Source organism: Lelliottia sp. 7254-16, assembly GCF_002922995.1.
In the GTDB taxonomy this organism is placed as follows: Bacteria; Pseudomonadota; Gammaproteobacteria; order Enterobacterales; family Enterobacteriaceae; genus Enterobacter; species Enterobacter jeotgali.
Map to the genome: position 1 here is coordinate 84,774 of NZ_PQVS01000010.1, position 15,291 is coordinate 100,064.

General features: G+C 56.7%; 13 protein-coding genes. 2 read left to right on the top strand and 11 right to left on the bottom strand.

Annotation, left to right across the window (positions count from 1 at the left end):
* Window positions 1-88: 88 nt before the first annotated feature.
* Window positions 89-1,279 (top strand): purine ribonucleoside efflux pump NepI, encoded by a 1,191-nt coding sequence (gene nepI / locus C3708_RS14370; protein ID WP_103950147.1) that lies wholly within the window; start codon window positions 89-91, stop codon window positions 1,277-1,279.
* Here nepI and C3708_RS14375 read toward each other — a convergent pair.
* The 6 genes from C3708_RS14375 to C3708_RS14400 form a co-directional block, all read right to left on the bottom strand.
* Window positions 1,273-2,175 carry an EamA family transporter gene (locus C3708_RS14375; protein WP_103947823.1) on the bottom strand — a complete coding sequence of 301 codons (903 nt, stop codon included), beginning with the start codon at window positions 2,173-2,175 and terminating at the stop codon, window positions 1,273-1,275. The genes nepI and C3708_RS14375 overlap by 7 nt on opposite strands.
* A 133-nt stretch (window positions 2,176-2,308) precedes the next feature.
* The gene (locus C3708_RS14380; RefSeq protein ID WP_103950146.1) at window positions 2,309-3,688 is read right to left on the bottom strand and encodes a carbohydrate porin; all 1,380 of its coding nucleotides are present in this window, start codon (window positions 3,686-3,688) and stop codon (window positions 2,309-2,311) included.
* A 146-nt stretch (window positions 3,689-3,834) separates the two neighbouring features.
* Window positions 3,835-4,137 carry a PTS lactose/cellobiose transporter subunit IIA gene (locus tag C3708_RS14385; RefSeq protein ID WP_142503674.1) on the bottom strand — a complete coding sequence of 101 codons (303 nt, stop codon included), beginning with the start codon at window positions 4,135-4,137 and terminating at the stop codon, window positions 3,835-3,837.
* Between the two features lie 6 nt (window positions 4,138-4,143).
* Window positions 4,144-5,532 (bottom strand): glycoside hydrolase family 1 protein, encoded by a 1,389-nt coding sequence (locus C3708_RS14390; RefSeq protein ID WP_103950145.1) that lies wholly within the window; start codon window positions 5,530-5,532, stop codon window positions 4,144-4,146.
* A 21-nt stretch (window positions 5,533-5,553) separates the two neighbouring features.
* Window positions 5,554-6,876, bottom strand: a complete 1,323-nt coding sequence (locus C3708_RS14395; RefSeq protein WP_095280052.1) for a PTS sugar transporter subunit IIC — start codon at window positions 6,874-6,876, stop codon at window positions 5,554-5,556.
* 12 nt (window positions 6,877-6,888) lie between these two features.
* Window positions 6,889-7,203 (bottom strand): PTS sugar transporter subunit IIB, encoded by a 315-nt coding sequence (locus C3708_RS14400; RefSeq protein ID WP_095280054.1) that lies wholly within the window; start codon window positions 7,201-7,203, stop codon window positions 6,889-6,891.
* Window positions 7,204-7,496: 293 nt separating this feature from the next.
* On the opposite strand from C3708_RS14400, the gene C3708_RS14405 reads away from it, so the two are divergent.
* The gene (locus tag C3708_RS14405) at window positions 7,497-8,447 is read left to right on the top strand and encodes a LacI family DNA-binding transcriptional regulator (protein ID WP_103950144.1); all 951 of its coding nucleotides are present in this window, start codon (window positions 7,497-7,499) and stop codon (window positions 8,445-8,447) included.
* Window positions 8,448-8,474: 27 nt separating this feature from the next.
* On the opposite strand, the gene C3708_RS14410 is transcribed toward C3708_RS14405, so the two are convergent.
* From C3708_RS14410 to C3708_RS14430, 5 genes are all read right to left on the bottom strand, one after another.
* A complete protein-coding gene (locus C3708_RS14410; RefSeq protein ID WP_095280057.1) occupies window positions 8,475-8,771 on the bottom strand; it encodes a YicS family protein in 297 nt (98 codons plus the stop codon).
* Between the two features lie 158 nt (window positions 8,772-8,929).
* Window positions 8,930-10,294, bottom strand: a complete 1,365-nt coding sequence (locus C3708_RS14415; protein WP_103950143.1) for an efflux transporter outer membrane subunit — start codon at window positions 10,292-10,294, stop codon at window positions 8,930-8,932.
* Between the two features lie 2 nt (window positions 10,295-10,296).
* Entirely contained in the window at window positions 10,297-13,404 is a 3,108-nt protein-coding gene (locus tag C3708_RS14420; RefSeq protein ID WP_103972661.1) for an efflux RND transporter permease subunit, read from the bottom strand.
* Window positions 13,404-14,525 (bottom strand): efflux RND transporter periplasmic adaptor subunit, encoded by a 1,122-nt coding sequence (locus tag C3708_RS14425; protein WP_103950240.1) that lies wholly within the window; start codon window positions 14,523-14,525, stop codon window positions 13,404-13,406. Before C3708_RS14425 ends, C3708_RS14420 begins: the two co-directional genes overlap by 1 nt.
* Before the next feature lie 145 nt (window positions 14,526-14,670).
* Window positions 14,671-15,240: a TetR/AcrR family transcriptional regulator gene (locus C3708_RS14430; RefSeq protein WP_095284136.1), complete on the bottom strand. Its 570-nt coding sequence runs from the start codon at window positions 15,238-15,240 to the stop codon at window positions 14,671-14,673.
* Window positions 15,241-15,291 lie beyond the last annotated feature (51 nt).

Here is a 15,291-nt window from a genome sequence, read left to right on the forward strand (position 1 = left end):
CACAAAAGTTGTCAAAACGTTAAATTCGTCACACTTTTGATGATAAACTGCGCGACTTTCCCGCACGTTTTTATCCTCAGGTGACGCCATGACAGAACAGATCCACTCCACGCCCACGACTCACACCAGTGAGGTGCTGCGACCAAACTGGTCGGCAGTTTTCGCCGTGGCGTTTTGCGTCGCCTGCCTGATTACCGTGGAGTTTCTGCCGGTGAGTCTGCTGACGCCAATGGCCCAGGATCTGGGGATTTCCGAAGGCGTGGCGGGCCAGTCCGTCACCGTCACGGCGTTTGTCGCCATGTTCTCCAGCCTGTTTATCACCCAGATTATCGGGACCATTGACCGCCGCAAGGTGGTGATCCTGTTCGCGGTGCTGCTCACCCTCTCCTGCGTACTGGTCTCTTTTGCCAATAACTTCACGCTATTGCTGCTGGGTCGCGCCTGTCTGGGGCTGGGGTTAGGTGGATTCTGGGCGATGTCGGCCTCGCTGACTATGCGTCTGGTGCCTGCGCGCAAAGTGCCGAAAGCGCTGTCGGTGATCTTTGGAGCGGTGTCGATTGCGCTGGTGATCGCCGCGCCGCTGGGCAGTTTTTTGGGCGGGATTATTGGCTGGCGCAACGTTTTCAATGGCGCAGCGATCATGGGCATTCTGTGTATTTTCTGGGTGTGGAAAGCGCTGCCGTCCCTGCCGGGGGAAGCGGCGCATCATAAACAGAACATGTTTAGCCTGCTCAAACGCCCCGGCGTAATGGCGGGGATGACCGCTATCTTTATGGCGTTTGCGGGCCAGTTCGCCTTCTTCACCTACATTCGTCCGGTGTTTATGACTATGGCCGGTTTTGACGTGGATGGCCTGACGTTGGTGCTGCTGAGTTTCGGGATTGCCAGTTTTGTCGGCACATCGCTCTCGGCGCAGTTCCTGAAACGTTCGCTCAAGATTGCGCTCGCGGGTGCACCGCTGGTGCTGGCCGTAAGTGCCGCTGTGTTGATTTTCTGGGGCAGCGATAAGTGGGTGGCGTCGACGATTGCGATTATCTGGGGCTTTGCGTTTGCGCTGGTGCCAGTAGGCTGGTCAACGTGGATCACCCGCTCTCTGGCCGATCAGGCGGAAAAAGCGGGGTCCATTCAGGTGGCGGTGATTCAGCTGGCGAACACCTGCGGGGCGGCGATCGGTGGCTACGCGCTGGATAATCTGGGGCTGCTGTCGCCGCTGGTCTTATCCGGCACGCTGATGCTGTTGACTGCCTTGCTGGTGGCGGGGAAAGTGAAGTCTCAGTGAGCCTGAACGCGTCTGCGTGAATCCATCGAAATCAGTACTACCGACGAGACAATCAGCAGTGTCCCCAGCCAGTCCGGCAGGGTAAACGCCACGCCCAGCAGCAGCACCGACAGCAAGGCGCTGCTCAGCGGTTCGGCGCAGCTTAGAATGCTCGCCTTCGGTCCACCAATCATCTGCGCGCCCTTCAGATACAAGCTGAATGTCAGTGCGGTGCCAATCACCACCAGATAGAAAAAGGCCAGCAGCAGGCTGCCGTCAATCACGAAGGTGGTGCCGCGCCCGGCATAGAACGGCGTCAGCATCAGTCCTGCAATCAACATACTCCAGCCGACAATCGGCAGTGTGCCGTAGCGGGCGATCAGCGTCGACGGATAGGTGGTGTAAAACGCGGCGGCGAAGGCCGAGGCGATACCGAAGAATAAAGCCTCCGGAGAGATCGACAGCGACGTTGGATCGCCGTGCGTCACCAGTAAAAACGTACCAATCAGCGATGTCAGAATCGCCGCGAGGACAAACATCCCAGGCCGTTTTTTTCGCGCCAGCGCGAACCAGGCCACGATAATGGTCGGGGAGAGAAATTGCAGGACCGTCGCGGTGGCGGCGTTGGATTTTTCAATCGTCAGCAGGAAGGTGAGCTGCACTGTAAGCGCGCCCACCAGCGAGAAAATTAGCAGGCTGATGGCATCTTTGCGATGTTTGATGACCGAGAAAATCTTGTCGCCGTGGACGAACGAGAGCGTCAGTAAAATCACGCCGGTAAACAGCAGACGGATCATGGTCAGATAAGGCGAGGAAATCTGACTCTTCTCCATGATGTACTGCGCGCAAACGCCTGAACTGCCCCATAACACGGCGGCGATCAGGACATTCAGCATCCCTCTTTTTGTGGAACCCATGTTCTCCCCTGCATGCTCGTTTTTTTTTCTAGCATATCATGGGAGCATTGCCCGGCGGCGCTGCGCTTGCACGGGCCTACGAAAATAGTAGGCAGGGTAAGCGCAGCGCCACCCGGCAAATGACAGCACGGTTTTAGAACCAGGCTTCCCACATCGCTCCAACGTTGAAATCGTCGAGCGTCTGGTCGTCGGTGCCATTCACGCGTGCAGTACGTTGGTTATCCACTTTGCCGCCGGTCACGTAGAAGCGCAGCATCGGACGGAATTCCGGGCCCATCGCGATAGACATGTTCTGCGACAGGGTCAGCTTCCAGCCTTTGTTATCGCCGCCGTTGTCATAGTCAACATGCTGCCAGCCCGCTTCCAGCCAGGTCGAGTGAACGTCGTTCCACCAGTGCATCGGACGCACAATCGCGTTGTAGTTTTTGCGGTTGTCGGTGCTGTCGCGGCTGTTGTCATAGTCATGGAAGGCGAGGATGTACTCCACCTGCGTCTGCTGGGTGAACTTATGCAACCCTTCGAAGCTGGCGTAAACCGTGGTCAGATCTTCGGTTTTGTTGAACACACTGTTGTCTGAGTTATCCGAGTAGCGGGCGATAACTTTGTTCACACCGCTGTCGTTGGTGTGGCTCAGGACCACGCCGCCCTGCCAGGCATTCAGACGATCATCGCTTTCGATGGCTTTCGAATCAAAGCCGTAGTTGGCGTAGATTTCCAGATCCAGCGGACCAACTTTCATGCCGTGGATTTTAGAGGTCGCCGCGTAGTTGCCCTTATCGCCGGTGCCGGAGCCGCCGGTACAGGAGATGCGCGACGGGTTAGAGCCGTCGTTTTCCACTTCTGGGTTACAGGATTCAACCGCCGCGACGGTCGCCACATCAAATTGCACGCCGCCGATGTCGAAGTTTTTCACCCCCGCACCCTGGCCGTCGTGGTTCATCCAGAAGTAGTCGTTGATGCCCTGCTGTGGACGCTGGTGGAAGTCGCGTCCGGCCCAGAAATAGGCGTTCGGGTTGGATGACATAATGTTGGTCACCCCGGCGTAGGCTTTTTTCAGGTTAACTTCGTCGCCCCAGTGGTCGATCATTACGTTGACGTCCCAGATGGCGCCGTTCTCGCCCTTGAAAGCTTTGGAGAGCTGGAATTCCCCGCCGTTGCCTTCGTTACCCAGACGACCAATTGCCGAGCCGCCGTTATAGGACCCATCGACCGCGACGTATTTCTGATCGGCGGCCTGGAAGTGCGCGCCGTAGCGGGCATAACCGGTAAATTTAATGCCAAACGGAATGGCCAGATCCGGAGACTGCGCGGCGCTCTGTGGTTCGGTGACCACATCCACTTTTTTCGCCACCGCGGCGTCCATTTTTGCCTGACGATCTGCCAGGGCTTTATCCACCGCTTTGGCCACAATGGCGTCAATTTGCTCCTGCGTAAAATCTTGTGCGAGGACAGAAATTGGGCAAAGCGCGGCGACGACCGCCATTGTTAATGGAAGTTTTTTAATCATGTTCATGGTTATCTCAATAGTTATTTAAATTTTATTCAGACAATAACCACCCAGCTCCGATCTGACAGAATATGTCGCTATCATCAGAACAAGTTGATTTATATTTTTAGTGGTACAGAGGGTTTACTTTAACGTAATAATATCTCCCTTAATTATCTCTGGTAGAGATGAATAATCTCTTCGGACAATTCACGGGCTAACAGTGAATTCATTAAATGATCCTGGGCGTGCACCATAATTAAGGTCATCGGCTGGCGGGCTTCGCCCGCGTCCTGTTCGATGAGTTTAGTTTGCATATGGTGCGCCTGGCGCGCGTAGCCATCGGCTTCGCGCAGCAGGCTTTTGGCTTCGTCGAGGTTGCCCTGCCGCGCAGCGTGCAGTGCTTCAAAGCACAGACTGCGCGACTGACCGGCGTTGACGATAATTTCCATTACGGCGTCTTCTAATGCAATCATCATTCATTACTCTTTATCAAAGCTGTTATTTAACGAGGTGGCGGCGAACCACTCCCCGCTTTTCTTAATGGTGCGCTGTTGCGTATTTAAATCAAGCTGGATAAATCCGTAGCGGTTTTTATACGCATTACACCATGACCAGTTATCGATAAATGTCCACATATGGTAGCCAAGACAATTTGCGCCTTCGCTAATGCCTTTGTGGACCCATTTAAGGTGCTCGGAAATAAAATCGATACGGTATTGATCGTGAATTTGGCCGTTTTCAATAAAACGCTGCTCGTTTTCGACGCCCATGCCGTTTTCAGAAATAAAACAGCGCGGGTTGCCGTAATTTTCTCGCAGATTAACCAGAATATCGTAAATACCCGGCTCGTAGATTTCCCAGCCACGGTACGGATTCATTTTGCGGCCTGGCATTTCATAGTTATCGAAGAACCACTCCGGCATAAACGGCGCCTGAGGATTCACCGCGCTGTCACGACACTTCACGCGACGCGGCTGATAGTAGTTGATGCCCAGCAGGTCGATGGTCCCTTCGGCAATCAGCGCACTGTCTTCGGGCTGACAGGCAGGCAGCTGATCGTAGGCCTTCAGGAGCGCCACCAGATCCGCCGGATACTCCCCGCGCAGAACCGGGTCGAGGAAGCTGCGGTTAAACATCAGGTCTGCATAATGCGCGGCTCTCACATCCAGCGGATTTTGCGAGCGCGGATAGGACGGCGTCAGGTTCAGCACGATGCCTATCTCACCCGCATAATGCCCGGCGCGGAAGGCACGAACTGCCTGCGCATGGGCCAGCACGGTGTGATACGCCACGGTCGCTGCACGACGGAAATCCACCACGTTCGGATAATGGAAGTCATACAAATACCCGCCCTCCACCGGGACGATCGGCTCGTTAAAGGTAAACCAGTGCAGGACGCGATCGCCAAACAGCTCAAAGCAGATCTGCGCGTAGCGGCTGTACGCAGCCAAGACGTCACGGTTTTCCCAGCCGCCGATCTCCTGCATTGCCATCGGCATGTCGAAGTGGAACAGGGTGATAAACGGCGTAATCCCCTGCTCAAGCAGTTCGTCGAACACCTGATTGTAAAACTCCACCGCCTGCGGATTCACTTCACCGACACCGTCGGGGATCAGGCGCGCCCAGCTAATCGAGGTACGAAAGCTGTTATGGTTCAGCTGTTTCAGCAGCTGAATGTCCGCTTTCCAGTTGTGATAAAAGGTTGAGGTATCCTGCGGCCCCACGCCCTGATGGAAACGGTTTGGCTGATTGGCGAACCAGTGATCCCAGGTGGTCAATCCTTTGCCGCCGCCCAGGCTTTCCCCTTCGGTTTGCAGCGCGGAGCTGGCGCTGCCCCACCAAAAGTGTTCGGGAAATGAATATTTCATAATGCGTCCTCTTTGACGTTATTAACGTACAGCTTCAGCAGAACCGACGGTTGCCTGAGCTTTTTGCTCTTCGGTTTTCATTAACGAGCGCTCATAGGCACGCAGGAACGGCAAATACATGACTGCCGACATCACCATACAAATCACGCACATCACCACCGGGCTGAACGCCCAGTTCGCCGCCCATGACGCGCCAATCGGAGCCGGAGTGGTCCACGGTGTCAGGGAAACCACCTGCGCCAGCCAGCCGAGTCGGGTTGCAGCGTAGGCCAGGCAGGCATTTACCAGCGGCACGAACACAAACGGGATAAACAGCATCGGGTTCATGATGATCGGCGCGCCGAACAGAATGGGTTCGTTGATGTTAAAGAAGCTCGGCACCACGCCCATCTTGCCGATGGTACGCAGATGCGCCACGCGGCTACGCAGCAGCAGGAAGGCCAGCGGTAAGGTTGAGCCAACGCCGCCGATCAGCAGGTAGTGATCCCAAAAACCTTGCAGATAGACGTGTGGGAGCGCCGCGCCAGCGGCCAGGGCCGCCTGGTTTGCCGACAGGTTCGCCATCCAGAACGGGTTCATGATGCCGGTGACAATCAGCGAACCGTGGATGCCCGCGAACCAGAAGATCTGGCACAGCAGCACGGAGAGCAGAATCGCCGGCAGGGAGTCAGAGGCGGAAACCAGCGGCTCCAGCAGGTGCATAATCGCCTGCGGAAGAATCATCCCGGTTTGCGCTTCAATAAACAGGTTCAACGGATGCAGCGTGCCAATCACCACTAGCACCGGAATCAAAATCTCAAAGGAACGCGCCACGCCAGTCGGCACTTCTTTCGGCAGGCGAATGGTGACTTTTTTCTCCTTCAGCCACGCGTAAACGCGGGTGGAGTAGATGGCGGTAATCAGCGCGGTGAAAATCCCCTGGCCCGACAGATATTGGGTGGAGATTTTGCCGTCGGCATAAGGGGCGGCCACCAGCAGAAACGCCATAAACGCCAGCAGGCCGGACATCACCGGATCGAGATTAAACTGGCGGCCCAGGCTCGCACCGATACCCACCGAGATAAAGAAGGTCATCACGCCCATGCTGAGGTTAAACGGCAGCATCAGCTGTTCGCGGTAAGTCTGGGAGAAATCCAGCCAGCCGCGGGCAAAACTGTTGGTGGTATCCGCCGAGAACGGCGGGAAAATGAACACCAGCATGAAGGAGCCGATGATCATAAACGGCAGCGCTGCAGTAAAACCGTCACGGATCGCAATCACGTACTTTTGCTGTCCGAGCTTGGCCGCCAGCGGGGTAATGGACTGCTCAATAACGGCAACCATTGATTGATATAACGAACTCATGAGAACACCTTCTTAGTGTGCCGCGTCGATGAGCGACAGAGCATAGTCCAGTACCTTATCACCACGCTGCATCCCGTAATCCATCATGTCGATGGCTTGTACCGGAATGCCCTGCGTAGCAGCCTTGTCTGCCAGTGTCTTTAACATGTATTTCACTTGCGGTCCGAGAAGAACGACCTGGTATTGCGGAAACTGCGTATCAAATTCGGAAACACCGTACGCATCTATCGTCACCGGCAAACCGCGTTCTTCTGCCACTTCAACCATTTTCCTCACCAGCAGGCTGGTGGACATCCCGGCAGAGCAGCACAGCATAATCTTGAACATCGACAACCATCCTCAAAGTGTAAAAAGTTATTGCGGGGATGATTGGATATCATATGGAAACCGGTTTCCATTTATAAAAGACAGAAGTGTGACACCCATCAAGATCCAGTAGTTACGCGGCTAATTATCACGATGTGGGTCACGAAATTTGGCGTTTTGGACATCAAATGGAGTGGAAACGGAAAATCGGTTTCCATAGAAAACGGAAACGGATATACTGCGGATTGGCTATAATGTGAGCCGAAGCGGTAATGGGAATTACAGGGCTGCGTGAGTCCTGTCAGGGGAATATGATGTCTACAATCAACGATGTATCACGTCTGGCCGGGGTGTCCAAAGCCACGGTGTCACGGGTGTTGAGCGGGTCGCGCGGCGTGAAGGAAGCCAGCCGTGAGGCCGTACTGAAAGCGGTGGATGAGCTGAATTATCGGCCCAACGTCATTGCGCAGTCGCTGCTGAGTCAGTCTACGGGGTGTATCGGCGTGATTTGCGCGCAGGATAATATCAACCAGACCACCGGATATCTTTACGCGCTGGAAAAACAGCTCAGCCAGCATCAAAAACACCTGCTGCTGCGCTTCGCCAATACCAAAAGTGAAGTGCTCAACGCACTCGATGAACTCTCCTGCGGACTCTGCGACGACATCCTGATTATCGGGGCGCGTTTCCCGCTGCATATCGATCAGGAAAACGTCATCCTGGTGGACTGCATGGAGTCCGATAATCCCAACAGCATCCAGTTTGACCACGCCTTTGCTGCCGAAACCGCCTGTAATTATCTCACCAGCCAGGGCCGTCGGCAGATTGCCTTAATTCAGCCGCAAGGCAGCGGATTCGCCGATCAGGTACTGCTTGGCTACAAACACGCGCTGGAGAAAAACTTCCTGCCATTTAACCGTAATCTGGTGTTTATGGATGCCACCTCGTCGTCCGTGGCATTGCAGGAACTGCTGAACAACGCGACCACCTTGAATTTCAATGCGTTGCTGGTGGCGGATGAGCAAGAAGCGCAGCGCGTGATCCCGCAGCTGCAGGCGTTTAACAAATCGGTGCCGGAAGACATCATGGTCTTTAGTCTCGCCGGATCGCTGCATCTTCCGGGGATTCCGACCATTCCGGCTATCGAATATTCAATGGATGCGATGGCGGCGCGGATTGTGGCGTGGCTGAATGAAAAAACGCAGATGCTCGGTTCTTACGTGTTGCGCGGCGATTTGATTATCCCGGATATGCGCAAACGCTAATAAAAAAGCGTGAAGCTCGCTTCACGCTCAGTAATCTTCCATGCAATCCACTTTACCCACCGCTTCCCAGTAGTTGTCCAGGTTATCGCGCTCCGTCGCCAGTATCGCGTTTTTTATCAGCAATTTATTGGCCTCTGAAGACATGATCATTGCCTGCCACTCTTTGTCGGATTGTTTGCCCTGAGGTGAACACACTTTCTTGATATCTTTCATCACCGACTGGCGGATTTTTTCCGTTTTAACCGGATCCTGTGTCTCCTTCGCGTGGACGAAGGCGGCGAAAAGCAAACAGATAACCAGACAAAAAAGATGAGCAGCTTTCATAGAAACCCCCGGAAAAAAACACGCATTGTCTTTTGAAATATATCGTTACATTCATCAAAGCGATTCAAGCCGAAAGTATGATTCTGAGCAGACACAGGTATGAGACGTTTTAAGCGTAGCTGGAGTTTTTGCCGGACATCAGCGCCCGGCAAAAAGATTTATTGAATGCCGCCGCCGAGCGATTGCCACAGCGTGACGCGGTTGGTGAAGTCGGTTTGTTGCAGGGCAATCAGCGATTCTTGTGCCGACCACAGCGACCGCTGCGCGGTCAGTACCGTCAGATAATCACCCGCACCGGCCTGATAGCTGCGCGTGGCCACATCCAGCGTTTTTTGTTCCGCCGCCACGTATTCTCGCTGGGCATCCAGCTGCTCATTGAGCGTTTCCCGACGCGCCAGCGCATCAGCGACATCTTTAAACGCGCTCTGAATGGTTTTTTCGTAGGTGGCGATCAGCCCCTTTTTCTCCGCTTCGGCATAGCGCAGCTGCGCCAGATTGTTACCGCCGCTGAACAGAGGCAGGGTGATCGACGGGGCAAACGACCACACTTTCAGGCCGTGGCTGAACAGGGACGACAGGGAGTCGCTCCCGACTCCGGCGCTGGCGGTCAGGGAAATCGTCGGGAAGAAATTCGCCCGTGCCGCGCCGATACTGGCATTGGCGCTCAGCAGATTGTGCTCGGCTTCCTGAATATCCGGGCGGCGCAACAGTGCGCTGGAGCTAACGCCCGCCGGAATCAGGGTGATGGCGTTGTCGCTCAGGCTTTCCAGTGTGCCGGGCAGTAAATTATCCGGCACCGTGCCGCCCGCCAGCAGATTCAGCGCATTTTTGTCCTGCATCACCAGCGTCTGATAACTCGCCACGCTGGCCCGTGCCTGCTGATACACCGCCATCGCCGCGCTGACGTCCGTTGCCGCTGCCACGCCCACCTCCTGCTGACGTTTGACGATTTTCAGCGAGTTCGCTGCGCTTTCCAGGGTGGATTTCGCCAGCGCAAGATTGCTGTTATCCGCTGCCAGCGTTAGCCATGCGCTGGTCAGCTCGCCGATCATCGTCAGGCGCGTATTCTGGGCGGTGAACTCGCTGGCAAGCCAGGTTTCACGCGCCGCGCGCGACAGGCTTTGATTGCGGCCAAACAGATCCAACTCAAAGCTCGATACCGCGCCGTTGGCCTCGTCGCTGGTGGCGACCCCGCTCGCCAGCGTGCGGCTGCGGGTGTGGCTCAGTTCGGCATTGACCGTCGGAAACAGGGACGAGCGCGTTTCACCATACAGGGCGCGGGCGGCGTCGATATCGGCAATCGCTTTTTGCACGTCGCGGTTGCTGGAAAGCGCCATCGTCACCACCCCTTTCAGCCGGGCGTCGTTCATCACATTCTGCCACTGGCTCACGACCGCGCTGGCTTCGCCGTGGCTGCCCGGCAGCGTCGCCGGGATGGGGGAATCGGGGCGCTGGTAGCTGGGGTCCAGCGACACACAGCCTGCGCTCATCAGGGCTAACACTAAAACAGACACACGAAACATGATTACCTCCGGTTTGCGTGCTGACCGGAGAACAACCGCTTCACCAGTACAAAGAATAAGGGAACAAAGAAAATCGCCAGCAGCGTGGCGGCAAGGGTTCCGCCGATGATGCCGGTGCCGATCGCGACGCGACTATTGGCGCCGGCCCCGGTGGCGACCGCCAGCGGCGTCACACCGGCGATAAAGGCCAGCGAGGTCATGATGATCGGGCGCAAACGGGTCTGGGCGGCGCGCAGGGCGGCGCGTGTAAGGGAGTACCCTTCCGCTACTTTGGCTTCGGCAAACTCAACGATCAGAATGGCGTTTTTCGATGACAGGCCGATGGTGGTCAGAAGCGCCACCTGGAAATAGACGTCGTTGTTCAGACCACGCATCGTCGCGGCCAGCGCCGCGCCCAGCACGCCGAGCGGGATAACCATGATCACTGAAATCGGCACCGACCAGCTCTCGTATAGCGCTGCCAGGCACAAGAACACCACCAGAATCGACAGGGCGTACAAGCTCATCGCCTGGCCGCTGGCCAGTTTTTCCTGCAATGACAGACCGCTCCACGCCCAGGTAGTACCCGCCGGGAGTTTATTTGCCAGCTGTTCCATCGTGGTCATCGCGCTGCCTGAACTGGACCCGCTGGCGTTCTCACCCTGAATCTCGTATGTCGCCGAGCCGTTGTAACGCACCAGGCTTTCCGGGCCGTATTCCCAGCGGGTGGTAGCGAAGGCGGAGAACGGCGTCATGCTGTCGTCGCTCCCGCGCACGAACCATTTGTTGAGATCCGACGGCGCGGCGCGGTAATCGCTATCGCCCTGGATGTAGACTTTTTTGACGCGACCGCGATCGATAAAGTCGTTCACGTAAGTTCCGCCCCAGGCGCTGGAGAGGGTGCTGGTGACGTCGCTCAGGGCGAGGCCCAACGAGACGGCTTTGTTGTTGTCGATATCGACCTGTAACTGCGGCATTTGCGGCAGATCGTTGGCACGTACCGCCTGCAGGGAGGCGTTTTTATTCGCTTCGCCAATCAGCTGGTTACGCATTGCCAGCAAGGTGTCGCGATCCGTATTGCCGGTCGCCATCAGCTCAAAGGTAAAGCCGTTGCTCTGACCAAGACCGTCGACGGACGGCGGGGTCATGGCGAACACGGTGGCATCGCGAATGCCGCCCAACTCTTTGCTGGCGCGCAGGGCGATCGCCTGAGCGGTGTTTTCGCTCCCCTTACGCTCGGACCAGTTTTTCAGCGACACAAACGCCATCCCGGCGTTCTGGCCGCTGCCGCTGAAGCTAAAGCCTTCGACGGTGAAGATGACGTTGGTGTTGTCTTTCTCTTTGCTGAGGAACCAGTCGGTGACCTGACGGCTCACCTCGGCGGTGCGCACGGCGGTGGCACCGGCGGGCAGGGTGTACTGCACCATGATTTCGCCCTGATCTTCCGTCGGCAGGAAGCTGCCCGGCAGTTTCCACATCGTCAGGGTCATCGCGCCGCACAGGACCGCGAAGATCGCCATCACGCTGCCGGAGCGGCGTAACACCCGCAGGACTTTGTGTTGGTAGCCCTTTTCCGTTTTGCTGTAAAAGCGGTTAAACGCACCGAAAAAGCCTTTCTTGTGCGGCGGCGTGTGGCTCAGTACCGTCCCGCACAGAGCCGGGGTGAGGGTCAGGGCGACGACTACCGAGAGGATCATCGCCGAGATAATGGTCACGGAGAACTGGCGGTAAATCACCCCTGTCGAGCCGCCGAAAAATGCCATCGGCAGGAACACCGCTGACAGTACCAGGGCAATCGCCACCAGTGCGCCGGAGATCTCGCCCATCGATTTTTCGGTCGCTTCGCGGGCGGGCAGCCCTTCGTCGCGCATGATGCGCTCGACGTTTTCCACCACCACGATGGCGTCATCCACCAGCAGGCCGATCGCCAGCACCATCGCGAACAGCGTCAGGGTGTTGATGGAATAGCCGAACAGGGCCAGCACGCCAAAGGTGCCGAGCAGCACCACTGGCACCGCCAGGGCGGGGATCAGCGTGGCGCGGACGTTTTGCAGGAACAGATACATCACCACCACCACCAGAATGATGGCTTCGAACAGAGTCTGAATCACATCCTCGACGGAGATTTTGATGAACTCGGTGCTGTCTTTCGGGTAGGCAACGTCATAGCCTTCCGGCATCGCGCGCTTAAATTCAGCGATTTTATCTTTCACCGCCGTCGCCGTGCTGAGCGCGTTGGCCCCTGGCGAGAGCATCACCGCCACGCCCGCCGCCGGATGGCCGTTCAGTTTGGCTGTTGCCGTGTAATCTTCGCTGCCCATCTCGACGCGCGCGATGTCACTCATGCGCACCACCGAGCCGTTAGACTGGCTCTTGATGATGATATTTTTAAACTGATCGACGGTTTGCAGACGCGACTGGGCGCGCACGGTGGCCGTCAGCTGCTGCGCATTTGACGACGGCAGTGCGCCAATTTTCCCGGCAGAGACCTGCACGTTCTGCGCTTCAATCGCGCTCTGCACGTCGGACGGCATCAGCGAATACGAAGCCAGCTTCGCCGGATCGAGCCAGATGCGCATCGCGTACTCCGCGCCAAACACCTGCAAACTGCCCACGCCTTCGACGCGCGCCAGTGGGTCCTGAACGTTACTCACCAGCCAGTCGGCGATATCCGAGCTGCTGGCTTTGTCGGTTTTGTCGTACACGCCCATGATCAGCAGGAAGTTGCTCTGGGATTTCACCACCGTAATGCCCGACTGCTGCACTTCGCTCGGCAGGCGCGATTCGGCCTGCTGCACTTTGTTCTGCACCTGCACCTGAGCGGTATCCGGATCAGTGCCCTGTTCGAAGGTAACGTTGATGCTCACAGTGCCGTCGGAGCTGCTGGTGGAGGTGAAATAGAGCAGGTTATCCAGGCCGGTCAGCTGCTGTTCGATCACCTGAGTGACGCTGTTTTCCAGCGTCTGGGCGGACGCGCCCGTATAGGTGGCGGAGATTTTGACCGACGGCGGTGCCACGTCCGGATACTGCGCCACCGGCAGGGTGCGGATCGCCAGCATCCCGGCGAGCATAATCAGAATGGCGATCACCCACGCAAACACCGGGCGACGCACGAAGAAACGGGAAAACATCAGGCGTCTCCTCCGTCGGTTTTGACCGCTTCGGCTTTCACTTCCTGGCCGGTGGTCACTTTCCCTGAGCCCTCGACGATCAGCTTATCGCCCGCGTTCAGCCCGCTCAGCACCAGCCATTTGTCGCCGTAGGTGTCGCCCGTTTGCAGCGTGCGCTGCTCGACTTTGTTACTGGTGTTCACCACCAGCGCGGTGGCGTTGCCTTTGGCGTCGCGGGTGATGCCCTGCTGCGGCGCCAGAATCGCATCGTCCATGATGCCCTCATCCACTTTGGCGCGAACGAACATGCCGGGCAGGAGCTGCTGTTTTGGATTGGGGAACACCGCGCGCAGGGTCACGGAGCCGGTGGACTCATCCACAGCGACTTCCGTCAGCGCCAGACGGCCCTTTTCACTGTAGGTACTGCCGTCTTCGAGGATCAGTGACACGCTCAGGGTATCGCTGTTAGTCGACAAAGTTTGCTTGCGTAATCGCAGCAGATCGGCGCTGGAACGGGTGAGATCGACGTACATAGTGTCTAACCCGCGAATGGTCGCCAGCGCCGTATCCTGCTGAGCGGTGACCAGCGCACCCGGGGTGACGGACGATATCCCGATGCGACCGCTAATCGGCGCGGTGACGGTGGTCCAGTTCAGGCTGATACGCGCGCTCTCCAGAGCGGCTTTTTTGGACTCGACGCTGGCTTTGTCCTGCGCACAGGTGGCCTGCGCATCTTCCGCATCCTGACGCGATACGCCGTCGTCCTTCACCAGTTGAGCATAGCGCTGGGCCTTCTGGCAGTCGGCCTGCACCAGCGACTGGGCCTGTTTCAGCGCGGCGGCGGCTTCGTCGTAGCTGGCCTTAAAGCTGGACGGATCGATCTGATACAGCGCCTGTCCGGCTTTGACCGTATCGCCTTCGTTAAACAGCCGTTTTTGAATGATGCCGCCGACTTGCGGACGCACTTCCGCACTCAACGCAGCGCTGGTGCGCCCGGTTAACTCACTGACCACCGGAACGGGCTGGCTCATGAGCGTGACGATCCCCACTTCCGGGAGTGGGCCTGCTGGTGCGGATATTTGTGCATTATCACAACCGGTCAGGAGAAATAATGCCGCGATGGGGGTTGTTCTGATTTTCATACTTTTTCCAGGGTGAACGATGCCTGTCCCGTTAATCGCTTAACGAGATGAAATTTTTTTAAGGCACAGGGATGCCGCATCTCCGCGACTCGCGGAAATGAAAAAACGGGAAATGGCTATTTCCCGATGTTTAATTCAGATTTAATTAATTCACAATGAGAAGCATATTGAGTATTTCCCGATAAATTTTCTCTAATTCAGATGCTGACACTTTTTGTGGGGTTAACCGACGATAGATGGAGCCTTCCATCATCACGGCGGTAATTTCTACGCAGCAGCGGATGCGTTCTTCGCTCAGGTGCGGGCACTGTTTTTTCAGGTGCTCGCAGGCGTTGGCAAACATGCGCGCGTCGGCTTCGACCAGCATCCCTGCCACCAGCGGGTTGCGGGTGGCTTCGGCGGACATTTCCAGCATCAGCGCATCGTCGTCTTCGCTCAGGGTCTGGCGCCAGGCGAGGATCTGCGGCATACGGTCGGTCTGGGTTTTGCCTTCCATCTCCGCGATACGGTAGTCGATGATGCGGCGGATCATCTCTTCGATGATGGCGTCTTTGTTGCTGAAATAGCGGTAGATTTGGCCGACGCTAAGCTTCGCCTCGCTGGCGATTTGCGACATGCTGGCACCGTGAAACCCGCTCGCGCGGAAACAGCGCCGCGCCGCAGTGATAATCTCGTCCTGCCGCTGTTTCTGACGTTCTTCAAGCTTTGTGCTCATCGTTTTCCCGCCGCGCTGAGAGTGAGAATGATCGTTCTCATTTTTAGTCAT

Excerpts from the sequence above, each read along its gene's own strand:
- C3708_RS14410 (WP_095280057.1), bottom strand. The coding sequence starts at position 8,771 with ATGAAAGCTGCTCATCTTTTTTGTCTGGTTATCTGTTTGCTTTTCGCC.
- nepI (WP_103950147.1), top strand. The coding sequence starts at position 89 with ATGACAGAACAGATCCACTCCACGCCCACGACTCACACCAGTGAGGTG.
- C3708_RS14400 (WP_095280054.1), bottom strand. The coding sequence starts at position 7,203 with ATGTTCAAGATTATGCTGTGCTGCTCTGCCGGGATGTCCACCAGCCTG.
- C3708_RS14415 (WP_103950143.1), bottom strand. The coding sequence starts at position 10,294 with ATGTTTCGTGTGTCTGTTTTAGTGTTAGCCCTGATGAGCGCAGGCTGT.
- C3708_RS14375 (WP_103947823.1), bottom strand. The coding sequence starts at position 2,175 with ATGGGTTCCACAAAAAGAGGGATGCTGAATGTCCTGATCGCCGCCGTG.
- C3708_RS14430 (WP_095284136.1), bottom strand. The coding sequence starts at position 15,240 with ATGAGCACAAAGCTTGAAGAACGTCAGAAACAGCGGCAGGACGAGATT.
- C3708_RS14385 (WP_142503674.1), bottom strand. The coding sequence starts at position 4,137 with ATGATTGCATTAGAAGACGCCGTAATGGAAATTATCGTCAACGCCGGT.
- C3708_RS14395 (WP_095280052.1), bottom strand. The coding sequence starts at position 6,876 with ATGAGTTCGTTATATCAATCAATGGTTGCCGTTATTGAGCAGTCCATT.
- C3708_RS14405 (WP_103950144.1), top strand. The coding sequence starts at position 7,497 with ATGTCTACAATCAACGATGTATCACGTCTGGCCGGGGTGTCCAAAGCC.
- C3708_RS14380 (WP_103950146.1), bottom strand. The coding sequence starts at position 3,688 with ATGAACATGATTAAAAAACTTCCATTAACAATGGCGGTCGTCGCCGCG.
- C3708_RS14420 (WP_103972661.1), bottom strand. The coding sequence starts at position 13,404 with ATGTTTTCCCGTTTCTTCGTGCGTCGCCCGGTGTTTGCGTGGGTGATC.
- C3708_RS14425 (WP_103950240.1), bottom strand. The coding sequence starts at position 14,525 with ATGAAAATCAGAACAACCCCCATCGCGGCATTATTTCTCCTGACCGGT.
- C3708_RS14390 (WP_103950145.1), bottom strand. The coding sequence starts at position 5,532 with ATGAAATATTCATTTCCCGAACACTTTTGGTGGGGCAGCGCCAGCTCC.